This is a genomic window from Neokomagataea thailandica NBRC 106555, assembly GCF_001598495.1.
In the GTDB taxonomy this organism is placed as follows: Bacteria; Pseudomonadota; Alphaproteobacteria; order Acetobacterales; family Acetobacteraceae; genus Gluconobacter; species Gluconobacter thailandicus_A.
The window spans coordinates 14,907-31,427 of sequence record NZ_BCZB01000009.1; the positions used below are offsets into that span (position 1 = coordinate 14,907).

The 16,521-nt window shown below is 51.6% G+C and carries 16 protein-coding genes; 3 read left to right on the plus strand and 13 right to left on the minus strand.

Annotated elements, in window-relative coordinates; translation table 11 throughout:
* Window positions 1–72: 72 nt before the first annotated feature.
* Entirely contained in the window at window positions 73–333 is a 261-nt protein-coding gene (locus tag NTH01S_RS04205) for a hypothetical protein (protein WP_068169921.1), read from the minus strand.
* Window positions 334–605: 272 nt separating this feature from the next.
* Entirely contained in the window at window positions 606–2,426 is a 1,821-nt protein-coding gene (gene typA / locus NTH01S_RS04210) for a translational GTPase TypA (RefSeq protein ID WP_068169924.1), read from the minus strand.
* A gap of 180 nt (window positions 2,427–2,606) precedes the next feature.
* Here typA and queF point away from each other — a divergent pair, with 180 nt between their 5' ends.
* Together queF and NTH01S_RS04220 are read left to right on the plus strand one after the other, a co-directional pair.
* The gene (queF, locus tag NTH01S_RS04215) at window positions 2,607–3,086 is read left to right on the plus strand and encodes a preQ(1) synthase (RefSeq protein ID WP_068169928.1); all 480 of its coding nucleotides are present in this window, start codon (window positions 2,607–2,609) and stop codon (window positions 3,084–3,086) included.
* Window positions 3,087–3,095: 9 nt separating this feature from the next.
* Window positions 3,096–3,917 (plus strand): aminoglycoside N(3)-acetyltransferase, encoded by an 822-nt coding sequence (locus tag NTH01S_RS04220; RefSeq protein ID WP_068169931.1) that lies wholly within the window; start codon window positions 3,096–3,098, stop codon window positions 3,915–3,917.
* A 104-nt stretch (window positions 3,918–4,021) separates the two neighbouring features.
* Here the strand turns inward: NTH01S_RS04220 and NTH01S_RS04225 are convergent, their stop codons facing one another.
* The 4 genes from NTH01S_RS04225 to NTH01S_RS11555 form a co-directional block, all read right to left on the minus strand.
* Entirely contained in the window at window positions 4,022–5,584 is a 1,563-nt protein-coding gene (locus NTH01S_RS04225; protein WP_068169934.1) for a PepSY-associated TM helix domain-containing protein, read from the minus strand.
* Window positions 5,578–5,949 (minus strand): hypothetical protein, encoded by a 372-nt coding sequence (locus NTH01S_RS04230; RefSeq protein WP_157070859.1) that lies wholly within the window; start codon window positions 5,947–5,949, stop codon window positions 5,578–5,580. Before NTH01S_RS04230 ends, NTH01S_RS04225 begins: the two co-directional genes overlap by 7 nt.
* The gene (locus NTH01S_RS04235; RefSeq protein WP_068169939.1) at window positions 5,918–6,229 is read right to left on the minus strand and encodes a hypothetical protein; all 312 of its coding nucleotides are present in this window, start codon (window positions 6,227–6,229) and stop codon (window positions 5,918–5,920) included. Before NTH01S_RS04235 ends, NTH01S_RS04230 begins: the two co-directional genes overlap by 32 nt.
* A gap of 191 nt (window positions 6,230–6,420) precedes the next feature.
* A complete protein-coding gene (locus NTH01S_RS11555; protein WP_084366964.1) occupies window positions 6,421–6,594 on the minus strand; it encodes a YqaE/Pmp3 family membrane protein in 174 nt (57 codons plus the stop codon).
* A 118-nt stretch (window positions 6,595–6,712) separates the two neighbouring features.
* On the opposite strand from NTH01S_RS11555, the gene NTH01S_RS12055 reads away from it, so the two are divergent.
* On the plus strand, window positions 6,713–6,997 hold the full coding sequence (locus NTH01S_RS12055; RefSeq protein WP_068169942.1) for a putative hemolysin: 285 nt from the start codon (window positions 6,713–6,715) through the stop codon (window positions 6,995–6,997).
* A gap of 1 nt (window position 6,998) precedes the next feature.
* On the opposite strand, the gene NTH01S_RS04245 is transcribed toward NTH01S_RS12055, so the two are convergent.
* From NTH01S_RS04245 to NTH01S_RS04275, 7 genes are all read right to left on the minus strand, one after another.
* Complete coding sequence (locus NTH01S_RS04245; protein WP_245642148.1) at window positions 6,999–8,444, minus strand: glucoamylase family protein; 1,446 nt, start codon at window positions 8,442–8,444, stop codon at window positions 6,999–7,001.
* Between the two features lie 122 nt (window positions 8,445–8,566).
* Complete coding sequence (locus NTH01S_RS04250) at window positions 8,567–9,514, minus strand: ABC transporter ATP-binding protein (RefSeq protein ID WP_068169943.1); 948 nt, start codon at window positions 9,512–9,514, stop codon at window positions 8,567–8,569.
* Window positions 9,514–10,482, minus strand: a complete 969-nt coding sequence (locus NTH01S_RS04255) for an ABC transporter ATP-binding protein (RefSeq protein ID WP_068169948.1) — start codon at window positions 10,480–10,482, stop codon at window positions 9,514–9,516. The genes NTH01S_RS04250 and NTH01S_RS04255 overlap by 1 nt, the downstream gene beginning before the upstream one ends.
* On the minus strand, window positions 10,475–11,455 hold the full coding sequence (locus NTH01S_RS04260; protein WP_068169951.1) for an ABC transporter permease: 981 nt from the start codon (window positions 11,453–11,455) through the stop codon (window positions 10,475–10,477). The genes NTH01S_RS04255 and NTH01S_RS04260 overlap by 8 nt, the downstream gene beginning before the upstream one ends.
* Complete coding sequence (locus NTH01S_RS04265) at window positions 11,455–12,390, minus strand: ABC transporter permease (protein WP_068170129.1); 936 nt, start codon at window positions 12,388–12,390, stop codon at window positions 11,455–11,457. The genes NTH01S_RS04260 and NTH01S_RS04265 overlap by 1 nt, the downstream gene beginning before the upstream one ends.
* 119 nt (window positions 12,391–12,509) lie before the next feature.
* Window positions 12,510–14,354, minus strand: a complete 1,845-nt coding sequence (locus NTH01S_RS04270) for a methyl-accepting chemotaxis protein (protein ID WP_068169953.1) — start codon at window positions 14,352–14,354, stop codon at window positions 12,510–12,512.
* 155 nt (window positions 14,355–14,509) lie between these two features.
* Window positions 14,510–16,480, minus strand: a complete 1,971-nt coding sequence (locus NTH01S_RS04275; RefSeq protein ID WP_068170131.1) for a glycoside hydrolase family 32 protein — start codon at window positions 16,478–16,480, stop codon at window positions 14,510–14,512.
* Window positions 16,481–16,521 lie beyond the last annotated feature (41 nt).

A 16,521-nucleotide genomic window follows, 5' to 3' on the forward strand; every position in this document is an offset into this window, starting at 1 on the left:
AAAGGGCTGGCAAAGCCAACCCTTTTTATCAAAGACACCGTAAGAAGAACGCTTCAGACGGTTCTTCCAATTTTACTTGGAAGCAGCCTTCTTGTGGCCCTTATGGTGCTTGTGCTTATGGTGATGCTTAGCAGCACCCTTATCGTCAGCAGCAGGTGCCGCTGCGTCAGCTGCTGCAGGCGCAGCGTCTGTTGCAGCAGGAGCTGCTGGTGCTGCAGGAGCAGCAGCCGGTGCCGGAGCTGTCGTTGCTGGGTCAGCAGCGAATGCAGGAGCAGCAGCCGTCAGGGCCAGAGCAGAAGCAGCAGCGATCAGAGAAACATTGAACAGACGCATGGGAACCAAGCTCCATATAGAAATAATCACTGGATCAACAAAAAAGAAATCGAAGAAATCGACCCCTTAAATCTCGACCTTGATTGAAGCCTATCACTCCATTTCCAGATAGTCGCGCATTAACTTTTAGAAATTTCAAGTCAATTAGGCAGGTATTCGTGAATACGCCACAATTATGACACATTCTGTTACCGTTAAAAAACACCATAAAAAAACAAAAAAGCCGGCTGAGTAACATCAGCCGGCTCTTCAAAACGCTTAGCGAAACGCTCTTACGCTTCCTTAGAACGCGATGCGCGCTTACGCTCATGCGGATCAAGGTAACGCTTACGAATACGAACCGCAGACGGTGTCACTTCAACCAGTTCATCGTCCTCGATGTATGCAATTGCTTGCTCAAGGCTCATCTTACGTGGCGGCGTCAGAAGCAGCGCTTCATCCTTGCCGGATGCACGCATGTTGGTCAGCTTCTTTTCGCGAACTGCGTTAATATCAAGGTCGTTCTCACGTGAGTGCTCACCCAAGATCATACCCTGATAAATCTTCTCACCCGCATCAACAAACAGCGTACCGCGGTCTTGCAAAGAGAACAGTGCGTATTGCGTCGTGGTGCCGTCTTCAGCAGAGATCAAGGAACCGTTACGACGGCCTTCAATCGTGCCAACATAAGGATGGTAACCATCGAACAGACGGTTCATCAGACCCGTGCCACGCGTATCCGTTAGGAACTCGCCATGATAGCCAATCAGACCACGTGACGGGATCAGGAACGTCAGACGGACCTTACCACCACCAGACGGACGCATATCCTGCATCACGCCCTTACGCAGGGACATCTTCTCAACGACAACGCCAGAATATGGCTCGTCAACGTCAACCAGAACTTCTTCAAACGGCTCTTCACGTTCACCCGTTTCTGGGTTTTCACGGAACAGCACGCGCGGACGGCCAATCGTCAGTTCGAAGCCTTCACGACGCATCGTTTCAATCAGAACGCCAAGCTGAAGTTCGCCACGGCCAGCAACTTCAAATGCTTCACTTTCTGGGCTGTCCGTCACCTTAATAGCGACGTTACCTTCGGTTTCCTTGAAGAGACGGTCACGAATCTGGCGAGACGTTACCTTCTTACCTTCACGGCCACCCAACGGACCATCGTTAATACGGAACGTCATAGACAGGGTTGGCGGATCAACAGGCGTTGACGGCAGCGGTGCTTCAACCGTTGGGTCAGCAATCGTGTCTGGGATGGTTGCTTCAGACAGACCAGCCACAGCAACAATGTCACCAGCTTCTGCTTCTTCAACCGGCACGCGGTCCAGACCGCGGAAGGACAGGAGCTTGGTCAAGCGGCCCGTTTCCACAATCGTGCCATCACGGCGCAGAACGCGAACAGGCATGTTCACCTTCGCACGGCCCTGCTCGATACGGCCCGTCAGGATACGACCAAGGAAGTTGTCGCTTTCCAGAATGGTGGACACCATGCCGAACGGCGCATCCTTGTCCAGACCCGGCGTCGGAACATGACGCAGAACGAGGTCAAACAAAGGAGACAGATCTTTGCGTGGGCCTTCGATTTCTTCATCAGCCCAACCCTGACGGCCAGATGCATACAGCATCGGGAAGTCGAGTTGCTTTTCATCCGCGCCAAGAGCTGCGAACAGATCAAAGATCTCTTCGTGCACTTCATCCGGACGAGCATCACCACGGTCAATCTTGTTCACAACAACGATTGGGCGCATGCCGCGTGCCAAGGCTTTACCCAGAACGAACTTCGTCTGTGGCAATGCACCTTCAGCAGCATCAACGAGGATGATCGCGCCATCCACCATGCTCAAAATACGCTCTACTTCACCACCGAAGTCGGCGTGGCCCGGCGTATCAATGATGTTGATACGCGTGTCGTTCCAAACAACAGACGTACACTTCGCGAGAATGGTAATACCACGCTCACGTTCCAAGTCGTTGCTGTCCATCGCACGATCAGCGACATGCTGATTGTCACGGAACGAGCCGGATTGCTTGAGGAGCTGGTCGACCAGCGTGGTCTTGCCATGATCAACGTGTGCGATAATGGCGATATTACGGAGTTCCATACGGTCTTCCAGAAAGAGGCTTGCAAAGATCTAATTTCGCGATCTTCTGCACCGAATCCCAATAATTTGCAAATGCTGTCGTCGTCTTTTCATATCTGACAACGCTTGAGCCAAACCAAAAGCTGCTTCACATACGCAGAAAATCAGCTTTTATGCAGTTTACACTCGAAGGAAAAATCTATGTCTCACCCCGGCCCATCTGCCCCCGGCACCGATGCTCTTAGTCAGCTCGGGCAACATGTTGTTCCTGCGTCTTCTCCTGAAGAAGCCGTGCTCGAGCGTGTTCCCGCACCGCATAAAGGACGCCAATACGTCATTCGGTTTACCGCACCTGAGTTTACGTCCCTTTGCCCCGTCACGGGCCAGCCAGATTTCGCGCATATTGTCATTGACTATATCCCGCGTAACTGGATCGTCGAAAGCAAATCTCTCAAGCTTTATCTCACCAGCTTCCGCAATCATGGTGCCTTCCATGAAGATTGCTCCGTCAGCATTGCCGAGCGCCTTGTAGAACTGCTTGATCCCGAATGGCTCAGAATCGGCGCATATTGGTACCCACGCGGCGGCATCCCCATTGATGTTTTCTGGCAAACAGGCACGGCCCCTGAAGGCGTATGGATACCCGCACAAGATGTCCCCGGCTATCGTGGCCGTGGCTAAATTTTTCCTATGACAGAAAGTACAGCAATAGCGCGTTCAACCCATGGCCCCGTTACAACGGAGCGGCTCGTGGAGGACCTACGAGCCTTAGGGGTAAGGCCCGGTATGACGATAATGGTTCATACTGGGCTGAGCCGTATCGGCTGGGTCTGTGGCGGAGCGCACAGCGTCATTAGCGCCCTGATCACCGCCATTGGCCCAGAGGGCACATTGATGATGCCTGCGCAATCCCCCAGCTTGAGTGACCCTCAACATTGGGAGAATCCTCCCGTCCCTCAAAGCTGGTGGCCCACTATTCGAGCATCTCAACCGCCTTATGACCCTGCACTGACACCTACATATCAGTGTGGCATCGTTGCTGAAACTTTCCGGCATTGGCCCGAGACACAGCGTAGCACACACCCCCTTTTATCGCTCTGCGCACGTGGGGCCAACGCACAAGAACTGCTGAAAGATCAACCCTTAGATGATCCACTCGGCAACCAATCACCCCTCGCGGCTTTGGAGAACAAAGGGGGGTTCATTCTCATGATCGGGTCCGGCTGGGAAACATGCACAGCGTTACATTTGGCTGAACGCCGCGCCGAACCGAACGGCCCAACCATTCAAGAGGGTGCGCCAATGCTCATCAATGGACAACGCCAATGGGTGCCCATAACACTTCCCCTGATGGACAGCGCGCGTTTCGTCACCATTGGGGCACAGCTAGACGGAACACCGTTCATGACACATGGTCATATTGGCCATGCTTTTAGCCGTTTCTTCCCACTGCGTCCTGCAAGCCACATCACCGAAACGGCCTTACGGGTCACCTCTAGACCCCCGACTTAAAAGCAGGGCTTAGACCCGTATTGGCTCACATCAGTCCCCGGCAAAGATGAAGCCGGCAATGCCCCTTAGCCGCCAAAAGCCCGCACACCACCACTCTTACAGCATCAGGTTGTCGGGGCTTGCATCAACCGTGCTACCCCACGCCCACAGGACGCCGTGATAAGCCACACAGACAACCCTAAAGCCAGCAGATCCAAACAAACCGCAAATGTCTCCACGCCGCCTTGCTGCCAATGTCGCCAACTATCCACCAATGGTAACAACAGCGTAATACCAGCAACAAGGCGCATTAACCACGGCGCCGCACGTATTCCTCCCATGCTACTCGCCAGCAGCAAACACCCAAAAAATACCGCGTAAAATACCCTTTCGCACACAGCATAATACTCAGCATGTGGCACCAATAACATCGCGATTAAAACAGCCGAAACACCCGCCATACAACCAAACATCACCCCCGTACTGAGAGCAGATAATAACCGCGTTCCCACTCTGTCTTCATGATAACCCGCCGCCCGCTCTCTGCGCCTCCGCGAGGCCAGCCACAGCGCGTTACCCGAATAAAACAAAAAACTCCCTACTGCGCTCATAAGCGCCATACCCACATGGCCAGCCCAGCCTCCAAAGCGCCCAAAATGAAAACCACCAATAGCCGTCGCAGCAAGAAACTGTGCGCTTTGTCGGTATGGCACATCTTTCACACTGATTAGCCTTCCGTCATACGGGTCCAAGAGCGCTACCCCCCCTTGTGCCGTGCGGGTAACCGTCGTTGCATCCGGTCCCACCGCCTTTACACGAAAGCCACCATCTTTCTTGAAATAATCAAATTCTTTTGGCGTAAAGCTCGGCGCCTCACGCTTCATATCATCCACCAGCACCGCAGGCTCCAACAAACCTGTCTCTGGCTTCGCTCTCACATCATGTTCAGACAACACATGCTTTTCAGCACTCGACACGCTCTTAGCAACCGGTACAAACAGCATACGCTCCGCCATGCCAAGCGGCTCAACAAGAGCAAAACCCAATGCCGTTACAGCAATCATAATGTGGAATGGCAGTGAGAACACACCCAACACAGTATGAAGATCAAACCATGCTCGGCGCGCTCCTTGCCCTAGACGCATATTAAACATGGCACGAACAACCGATGGCAGCATCACCACCACGCCGGACACCAGTGCCATCGCATATAAAAATGCAACAATCCCCATCACAGGGCGGCCCCAAGCACGGTTGAGAGGCAAGCCAATGCGTTGATGCAACATATTCAAAAAACGCGCACCCTGCGGCGGCACGCGCTGCGCCAGCACAACATGTCCTTGCGCATCCAAACCCGCATACACCGTCAGTCCCGGCCCACGGTCACGGTCCTGCTGCAAAACCCAACTCATACTGGAAGGGTGAGCCCCCTCTGGAGACAAATAGAGCGTGAATCCTGCGCGCGCCTTCGGATTTTCTGAGAGAGCTTTATCCCGTAGCTCACCCAAGCGACTGAGCGGCACCGGCGCGGGTAGCCCTTTCGATGAAGCTGCCCAGTTTTGCAGAGGTTCTTCAAACTGCGTCAATGTTCCCGCATAAAAGCCAATGAACAAAAACAAACTTACCAGAATACCAACCCAACTATGTACCCGCCGATACAGCGCCACAACTTCTGGCTTACTCACCATGATGCTGCCCACCCCGCAACATAAAGCATATATAAGAGGCCATACACGCCCCAAACGAGCATATTACCGACCAACATACACCCTAAGGCACGCAGGCCAGAGCGGCTCGTAAGTGCCACACACACACACCCAACCCACACCACACCCGGCACCCAGCGCAGCAATAAAGCATCCGCTTGGTCCAACTGCGCTGAAACCCGTAATAACAGCCCCAAATCTCCTAAAACACCAAAGCTCAGAGGTGCACCCAGTACCAGCCCTGCTACACCTTTACTGAACCACTGCTGCAACAACGCATCAGGGCTTTTCCCGCCCCGTTGGGGCCGATGAACATCACGCATTACGCTGAGATGATTGGGAGACATGACGCCTCTTCAAAGCCGACCACAGACCACCCACAAACGCCAAAAACATACAACACAGCATCACCATCAGCACAGCGAGGCTTAACGCAGCAGGGCATGAAAAAACCCGCCACAGCACAACACAGCACACACCCCACATGATAGAGGCACCTCCCCAGCCAATTTTACGCGGCAAAGGGCCACGCAACACGGTTTGAGCTGGAGCCGAGAGATATAAAAATAAAGCTGATGACAGTGCAAAAGCACTACTCAGACACACCCCAAATACTACAAGAGACATCTTTCAGCCCCCTCGCGTACGCGGACTAACATCCCTCTTCATATCGTTTCTCATCACGTTTTCAAAAACCTTATCGACCGAGACGCGGTATGGAATATCTCGGCAGATATCACAAATAATAATTAATCTCAATTGAAAGACAAAAAACACCCGAACCCTAGGCAAGTCCAAGTGTTTGTATCATAAAAATTTTAGCGATTACGCTGTTCTGCACGATATTCCGTCAGTGCATAAACAGACCAAATGGCCGCAGGAACCCACCCAATGACTGTTATCTGCAACACCAAGCAGATCAGGCCACTAATGGGACGTCCGATTGTAAAGAACTGCAACCATGGCAACAAAAGAGCCAATAAAAAACGCATAATCTGTCCTCTCATTCAGATAATTGTTCACGGCTTACACCCACCATGATGCCCAACACGATAACGCCGTATTTATGCTAAACGCCACAGCCTCACTTATCAGATGGAAACCGTTTGCATGCTTGCCAACACACAACCTCAATACCCCGTTAAAAGTTCCGCCATACGCTTGCTGGCCGTGTCGGTTCCCCTGCTTTTAGCGGCCTGTTCTCCAGCACCCAAAACCCAAGACAAAAGCGCCACCCTAGCGATGGCTAATCCTGCATCCGTCTATTGCGTGCACATTGGCGGACGGTCAGAGATTCGTACCGAATCCCAAGGGGAGGTTGGATACTGTCACCTCCCAGACGGCTCCGTTCATGAAGAATGGGCACTGTTCCGTGCAGCCCATACGCCACAGTAAATTACTGTGCGTTTAACCAACCGCCGGTAAAACCGGCACGCACCAAACCATCGCGGATGTGGCTATTATGGCGCATCACCTGCCAGACAAAGCCACTCCGCCAGTTCTCCAGCATGAGCAAGATCGGCCCCTGATCAATACCCAATTGCTGCCCATCTACCCAGAAATGACCTTGGTCATTAAAGGTCAGGTTAAAGGAATCCTTAAAGCCATATTGATCATAAATGCGGTCCCCATACCGCTCATACATTGCGTGCAATGTCGGCAAAACAATCTCAGGCGCGAAAGCAACCGAGCCACCTGCTGCGGTTGGTGCAATCGTCCCGTCATCCAGAATATAATCCGCACCAGCACCGCGCGCACTATACGCCAAATAATGACGGTCCTGCCCCTGACTATCCTGTCGCGCCTCCCCCGGACCATCGCACGCCGTCAAACCCCATAAATCTGCGCCATAGCCAACCCATTTCCCCGGGTTTCGCACGGCATAATCACGCTGCGCATAGGTCGCGGCACGGCTATTTTGGAAATAATCTGTCTGATGCGCCCGGGAAAATGCATCCTGAATACCGCGAAAATCCACCCACGATTCGCTGTATTGATGCCCAAAAAGAGGGGCAAAATTGAGGAAATCCTTACCCTCAAAGCTCGTCCATTGCCCCCCAAAGCTTTGCGTCCATTGATCCCATAACGTCGGTGGCAGAGGAGATGTCGGAGAGGCTAAAGACAGAAGATACAGAATCATTCCCTCATTATACCCTTTCCACGGCGTCACAATAAACGTACCCGGCGGATACCACCCCATCCGTACCCACTGCCCACCATCTCGCATCCACGCCCAATCCACACGACGGTACAATGCTTCTGCCAAAGAACGAATGTCACGCTCATCAGGGGTATCACGGTTGTAATAAGACTGAGCAAATAACACGCCCGACATCAACAAAGCCGTATCAATGCTGGATAATTCTGACCAATCCGCCACCCGCAAGCCCGTATTTGGATCTAGGAAATGGTAGAAAAAGCCATGATACCCAGCACTACCAAAGGCATCACCATTCTGCGGCAAAGAACTCATAAATCGTAACGTTAACAACGTACGCGCCACAGCCGCATCCCGGGTAATATACCCCCGTTCAGCTCCGATACCGTATGCTGTCAAACCAAAACCAACACCCGCAACGCTTGCCGCACCATTAGGGAGCGGGGCCCGATCCGGTACCAAGCCATTTTTCGGGTTCGCATTATCCCAAAACCAGTGAAACGTCCGATACTCTAAGTCCTGTGCAAAAGCGACGTCCTGAGCCGTCACGGCGGGCTTTATATCCTCCGCAACAGCAACAGAGGGCTGCCATAATGCCGCAACCACTCCCCCCGCTAATGCCGTCATATTCCGCACCCAGCGCGCTGTGGATTTCACCGAAGCAGTTAAACGGACGTCAAGCATGAACACCTCTGAACAGAAACGCAGAGTAATGAAGAACGCTCCCTTCATCCGTGCAAGCCTCAACTTGTAACAATCACGCGGAGAGCGCACTCTACCGTCGTTCACAATTAAGATAGCACAACTCACACAGGGTAGTGACACGCCACATCCCGCCCCCCCTCAACCGGTCGTAACACTGGACGCTCGTGAGCGCAGCGAGACTGCACAGACGGACAACGGGTATGAAAAGGGCATCCCTGCGGTACATCTACCGGGCTTGGCACATCACCTTGCAAAGCATCCGGGAGCGGATGGTGCAAACGTGGAATCGATTCTAACAATGCCCGCGTATAAGGATGTGCCGGATGCTTCATAAGCGACAGCGTCTCGCCGAGTTCAACAATCCTGCCCAAATACATCACCGCCACACGATCTGCCATTTGCCGCACAACAGATAAATCATGGGAAATAAACACGCAGGACAACCCCAACTCCGCCCGCAAGTCATGAAAGACATTAATGATCTGCGCTTGCAACGAAACATCCAGTGCGGAAACCGGCTCATCTGCCACCAACAACTCAGGCTGCAACACCAACGCACGGGCGATATTCAAACGCTGCCTTTGCCCACCCGAGAATGTTTTTGGAAAACGCCCCACAATATCGGGCGGCAACCCAACCTGCACCAGTAATCGCTCAAGAGTACTGCTATCATAAGAGCGACCATGAATTTTTAAGGGCTCTAATAAAGCATCCCCCACACGCCGCCTTGGGTTGAAGCTCGATAATGAATCCTGAAACACCATTTGCATACGTGGCCGCACCGCACGCAACGAACGATCTGAGCGGCCACTAATGACCTGCCCATCAAACCGAACCTCCCCTTCATCCGGACGATCCAACGCAATTAACAAGCGCCCCAAAGTGGATTTTCCACACCCCGATTCACCGACCAGAGCCAGCGCCTCACCGCGCCGCACAGTAAAAGACACCCCCGACACTGCATGCAAAACACGGCCCTTGCCCACAGGATAACGACGATGAAGGTTTGTAACCTCTAAAAGAGGCGCTGATGACGCCTTACCCTGCATCACTCCAGCGCCTCCGCACCATCATACAGCACACACGCCACCTTCCGCCCCGTAATCCCCATATTCAAAACAGGGCGCGTTTGGCAGGCATCACTCACATACAAACAACGCGGCGCAAACACACACCCAACCGGCCTTTCAGCCGGTATCGGTGGCGTTCCAGACAGACTCTGTAAACGCTGTGGTCTTTCCCCCTCCAAAGGCGGAACGGCAGCGATGAGAGCTTGGGTATAAGGGTGCAACGGCTTACTTAAAACCGCCTCTGTCGGCCCTTCTTCCACGACAACACCCGCATACATTACGGCCACACGCGTGCATATTTGCGCGACAACCCCCATATCATGCGTAATCATCATCAGGCCCGCCCCGCGCGCGCGGATATCTTGAAACAACCGTAAAATCTGAGCTTGAACCGTCACGTCTAGAGCCGTTGTCGGCTCATCAGCAATTAACAAATCCGGCGTACAAGACAGCGCCATGGCAATCATCGCACGTTGCCTCAAGCCACCCGATAATTGATGCGGATAGCGCCGTGCTACACCTTCCGCATCCGGCACACCCATGCGCGCTAAAAGTGCAACAGCTTCTTCCCACGCCGCCCGGAACCGTATGGTGCGATGTAAACGCATTTGCTCTACAATTTGTTGCCCAACAGAACGCACCGGGAAAAATGCTGTCATAGGATCTTGAAACACCATCGCCGCCTTGCGCCCGCGCACACGCCGCAAAGCACGCTCAGACAGTGCTGTAAGCTCCACACCATTCAGGCGTAAGCGTCCTTCCATCATCACGTCCGGCACAAGGCGCAGAATACTCAAAGCGGTCAAACTCTTGCCCGATCCAGATTCCCCAACAACGCCCAGCGCTTCACCGCGCCGCACAGACAAGGACACACCGTCCAGTAACCTGACGCCATTACGGAGCGATAGGCACAGATTATCCACATGCAAAAGTGCTTCATCACCCATGGCGTGAACCCCGCAACCTCGGGTCCAGCAATACGTAAACCCCATCCACCACAGCATTCGTCAGCACAACAAAAAATGCTGCATACATCACAGTCGCCATAATCAATGGTAAATCTAACGTCGCTAAAGCTTGATACGTCAAACGCCCGACACCCGGCAATGCAAACACCACCTCAACTAAAAGCGCTCCACCACCAAGTAATTGTGCGAAATCAAGACCGAATAAAGACACTAACCCCGTCCACGACAGCTGCAGCCCATAGCGTAACCATAGCGCAACTGGCCCTACACCTTTCGCACGTGCCGTCCTCACAGAGTCATCACGCATGGCCATCAAGAGGTCATTTCTAAGAACGCGAGCATAAAACCCAATAAACGAGACCGCCAAGGTCAATGACGGCAGCAATAAAGCACGCGCCCACCCCCATGGACTGTCATGAAACGGCGTGTACCCCAATGGCGGCACCCAACGAAAAAAAAGACTGTCATGCCACCGGCTTTGCGTCAGAAGATTAACCGTCTCTCCCAACCAAAAAACCGGCATTGATAACCCGACCAATCCTAACGTCATCACCACTCGGTCAGGCCAACGTCCCGCGCAGGTTGCAGCAATCAATCCAAAGACTAAAGCGCCCCCCACCCAAAAAAATGCACCGAATAACACCAGTGAACCTGTCACCGGCGCAGCCTGCAACACTTCAGGCACAACACGCTGCCCGTGATTCACATACGATGTAAGATCTCGGGTCACGAAGAGCTTTTTCATCATCATGGCGTACTGAACTGGCAAAGAGCGATCAAACCCATATTCCGCCCGTACCCGCGCCACAACATCTGGGCTAGCCCCCCGCCCAGCAATCCGTGCTGTTGGGTCCGCACCGGGCGTAGCAAAGAAAATCGCAAATACCAGAACAGAGATTCCAAAGAGAACGAAAACCATCTGCCCTAAACGAGAGAGTACGGCCCGCATCATCATGCTCCGTCACGCTCCGATGCATCCAATGCTGATTGCACAACTTCCCCCAGCACATTCAACGAAAGGACCGTCACAGCAATCAAAAGACCCGGAGCAATCGCAACGAGCGGGCGTGTGTATAAAAGCCCCTCACCATCCAATATAATCGTACCCCATGAGGCAGCCGGCGCCTGAACCCCGAGAGACAAAAAGGACAATGCCGATTCTGCCATCAAGCACAGCGCCATAACCAAAGGGGCCAACACTAAAAATGAAGGCCATAAATTCGGAAGAATTTCACGCACAATAATCCGCAGATCCGAAGCTCCCGCACTGCGCGCAGCCAAAACAAATTCCGCACATGCTAAGCGCTTCACCTGCGCCCGCAAGGAGCGCGCCGCATACGGTACATACACCATTGCGATAATCATGATGGGTATAAGAAAACTATCTGCCTCCACATGGACAGGACCAAGCTTCAACCCATGCCCAAGCGTGACAACCGATAACGAAATGGCCAGCAAATAAACAGGAATAGCCCATAAAATATCCATGCACCGTGAGAGGATAATATCGCTCCACCCACCTTTATAGCCAGCCCATAGCGCCACACTACCTGCAATCAATAAGCACATCATCGCGGATGCACCAGAAATCAATAAAGAGCTACGCCCCCCATACAATAAGCGCGCCGCAACATCCCGCCCCTGCGTATCCGCCCCCAGCATATACGCCCCTAACCGCCAATCAGGCCCCAAGGGCGATAAACCTAGATGCAGAGGATTCGCGTTAGGCTGCATGACATCAACACTGCGCCCCGCACGCCATGCCGTTCCCGCAACGTTAGAGTTAAATGGGTCAACCCCGCAAAAATGGGCGTAAAGCGGCGCCAAAAGCGACGATACGACAACAAAAACCAATGCCACAACTGCGCACCATGCATTCAAGCGCATCGCATGGCCTACGCCTTGCGGGTATGGTTTTCCCTGCACAGCACTTACCTTCTCATCACATTAAACAATGACCTCTAACACCCTAACGCCATGAGAAGGAACGAGGAAACACCTCTTTACTAAGACAAACACAACTCTTTATCTTTGGTTAAATAAGCTTCTGCACCATCAGATGCATAACCTTCACTCTCCAGCTTGAAATGTGAAATACGCTTTTTCAACCGCATAGCCTCCTGGTCCAACGACGCTATAGACGTTGTCGTTTCTTCCAGCATCGCCGCATTTTGTTGAACTGTTTGTGTCATTTCACCAACAGCCACATTAATCTCTTCTACCGCAGCCGATTGCCCCGAAGATGCATGCGCAATTTCAGCAACATGCTGATTAATCTCACCGACTTGCCGCAAAATGTTTGCAAGAGCCACGCCCGCATCATTCACCTGCACCACACCATCCTGAACAAAACGTCCCGAATTCGATACAAGCTCCTTAACCTGCCGCGCACTCTCCGCAGACCGCAGCGCCAGCGTCCTTACCTCACGCGCCACCACCGCAAAACCACTTCCCGCATCACCCGCACGCGCAGCTTCGATCCCTGCATTCAACGCCAAAAGATTAGTTTGGAACGCAATGTCATCAATCAGTCCAATAACCTGACTAATTTCTTTAAAACCGCCCTCAATACGTCCCATCGCATCCACAGCACCTTGCATTTTTTGCGCAGAATGCTCCACCGTTTCACGTGCTTTATCGGTGACCTCCGCCACTTTCTGAGCGCTTTCTGCGGAATCACGCAACATTCCTGAAACACGCCCCAAGGCCACTGATGATTGCTCAATACTCTGGGCCTGACGGTCAATACGCCGAGAAATATCACTAGACGCTGACGCAACCTCACTCGCCCCAGAATTAATAAAGACAATACCAGACTGAACAGCATTTAAAGTCTGCCGCAGCTTTACAAATGAGCTATTAAAATCATCACGCATAATTAAAAGCCGATCTGGAAAATCTGCATCGACATGATAGGTAAGGTTGCCCTCTGCGGCTTCTGATAGGCCTCGGCGTATTGCATCGATCGCTTGTTTTTCAAATGCCGCATCACGCGCAGCACGCTCAGCCGCAAGCTCACGCTCCCGAGCGGCATTCTCTTCTAAAAGTCTTTGTTCGTCTTCTAAACGCCGCGCCTGAACCAAAGCATTTTGCATAATATGCAACGCTTTTGCCATTGCCCCCACCTCATCACCACGCTCTTTATGCACAATCTCTTCATTCAAAACACCCCGCGCCAATGCCAACATATGGTTACGAACAGAGAGAAGAGGAGAAACAATACCTTTATTGGATACATAGTAAGATATAATAGAAAAAATTATTATCGATAAAAAAACAATAGACATGCAAGCATATATAGAAAATGATGCAGATTTCATTATGTTATTTGCTTTGGCATTAACATCAATAATTCTTTTATTTGCAACCTCTCCAATATCAAGTGCAAAATTCACACCTTCACGATCAAGTTCATTCAAATCATCTAAAACTTGCTCTACATCACCCTGCTCCGTTGCCGCAGAAGCCTGTCGAAACAATCGTCTCAAATCAACCCAGCGCTTATTAAAAGGCGCCAACGTTTGCGCCATTTGCGGATCTTTACGGCGCGCCTCATTCAAAACCGCATCCATACCTGCAATATCACGCTCAAACCGTTTGCGTGTTTCAACAACAGTCGGAGTATGGACCTGCTCCAACATGCGGTGCGTTGCATAAAGTAACGCATTTATTTTGTCGGTGGCCCTTGTTAGCTCCAGTGTCCCCGGGTCATCTACTTGCACTAACTTTCTATAACTTTCTTCTGTCTTCATTTCATTATAAGAAAGAAAAGCATTACCCAGCAGTGCAACAACCGCCAAAGAGAAGGAAACAAGAGCTATTTTTGTTTTTATCAATGTATTTTTCAGCATATTACCTAATCCATAAATATATAATTTTTTATATACAAAATAATTTAATTAATTATTAAAAATCAATATTTATTTCTATAATCTCGTGTGAACTTTTTTATTATTTACCTATATGCTCTTGCAAAAAAACATACAGGTAAATTTTATACAAAACATTACATGGCCGTCGGGCGGTCCATGGTTTTACGCAAAGGGCATAAACGAATATCGTTAATCGTTGCTCCAGCATTCGTCGCTTCAAGGCTCAATGTTTCCAAAGGATTAGCCGGATAAATCAACGCAGTACCAACGGATAAGCCATCATTTGCATAAATTTCTAGCGCACAAGCATCAACAATAATCTGCAATGAAAAACGTCGGCTATTTGCAACTAATGGTGTAGAAAACCGCTCAGTAAAGAAGGGCTGAGAAAAACCATGCAAATTGCCACGATCCAGCCATAACTGCCCCGAAAAAGCGTCAAAGCCAACCGACAAAGATTCGCCCTGACTGTTCGATAACACAATCATAAAGCGCCCTGCACGCCCATGGTCACCATCGGGCTGAGCATTTAAGCGCTCATCCACCGTCACCGTCAAAGACAACTCAAAAGCCTGCGCGACAGGCAAAGACGTCTGCACACCGCTCTGAGCTTGGATACGCGTTGGCTTAAAAGGCAAATCTGGCTGACGCAACGCTTCAACCCCATAAGGCTTCTGCACCAACCGTAACCAATTCATATCATCACGACGCAAGCTTAAAGTACGCGGCAAACTCATTAGACCGCGCCAACTCCGGTTCGGGACTTCTTCACAGTATTGCCAATTACCGACCCATGCGAAGTAAATGGCCTGGTTCTCCGGCATGTCAACATAGACCTGCATAGCATAACTATCTTTGGCGAAATCCGTAAGACCAATCACCGTATTCTCTGGAATGAAGCGTTCTCCATCAAAATCACCGATAAAATACTGCGTAACTGACCCCCCTTGAGGTCCACCGGGATTAACAGAAACAAACAAAACCCAGCGTCGCGCAGCGCCCGGCTCTTCAACATCCACTTCAATCAAATTTGGACATTCATAATCAATACCAAATAGGCCCGCCGGTCCGAAATCACTCAAATGCATCCAATGCTTCAAGTCTATAGAGCCAAAAAATGCAATTTTATGCTCGCGTGATTTCGCCACAACCATGACCCATTTTTGACTTCCCTTATGCCAAAATACTTTTGGGTCACGAAACGACGTCATACCTAAATCCAAGACAGGATTCTGGTCATAATCAATAAAGTGATTTCCCCCATCCGGACTCCACGCAATGTACTGAGATTGCTTTTGCGGTGTCGCGCGCGTGTACAGCGCCACCAGACCACCAGCCATAGGGGGTAACTTTGGCTGTACCGGGGCCGCCGGCGCAGTTCCCGCCGGTTCTGGTGCGTATAACGTTCCAAAGGGCTGGTTTGCACTTGGCTTTAACGCTGGCATCGCTTCGGGCGCATACGGCACATCCGTTGCATCCTTCCCCAACTTCTGAGACAGAGCCGCTATGGCTTCCTGCGTAGCCGTGGGCACGGGTGCCGCAGCACCAATAGTATTCTCGGGCGCTACATCTGGTTTCTTCGGTGGAAACAAACCCGATACATTATCGCGGTCCATCACCACGCAGCCCGTATACGCTTCCCCAGCAGCCGTCTCGTTAATAGCAATCGGTTCGTCTTGCCATGTGTACAGATCCGTACTGGTCGCATGCCCCCAGTGCACACGCCCCGCATACGGTGCAAACGGATCATATTGGTAGTAGAGATGGTAACGCTCACCATCAAAAATCAAACCATTCGGATCATTCATAAAGCCGTTTAAAGGCGTATAATGAATCGTGGGACGATAAAAATAATCAGCCTGCGTCTTAATAACGGGCTGACTAGCCCCTCCCGGACGGTTCGCAGGCTCCGCATGGGAGTTATTCGGTTGGTCACGCTGCGGTGACATCGCCCCAGCAGGCGGCTTCACCACATCTGCAGCACACGCACGACCAGCTCCCAACACGGCACCGGCTGCCAGCAAAGAGGTTAGAGCCTGCCGCCGCCCAGATACAAGGCCTTCAACGTTGGGCGCAGCTGGTACTCCACCGTTCTTCGCACGCATCTCGTCGCTCATGACCACTCCCACTCGCCCCGATTTAAAGT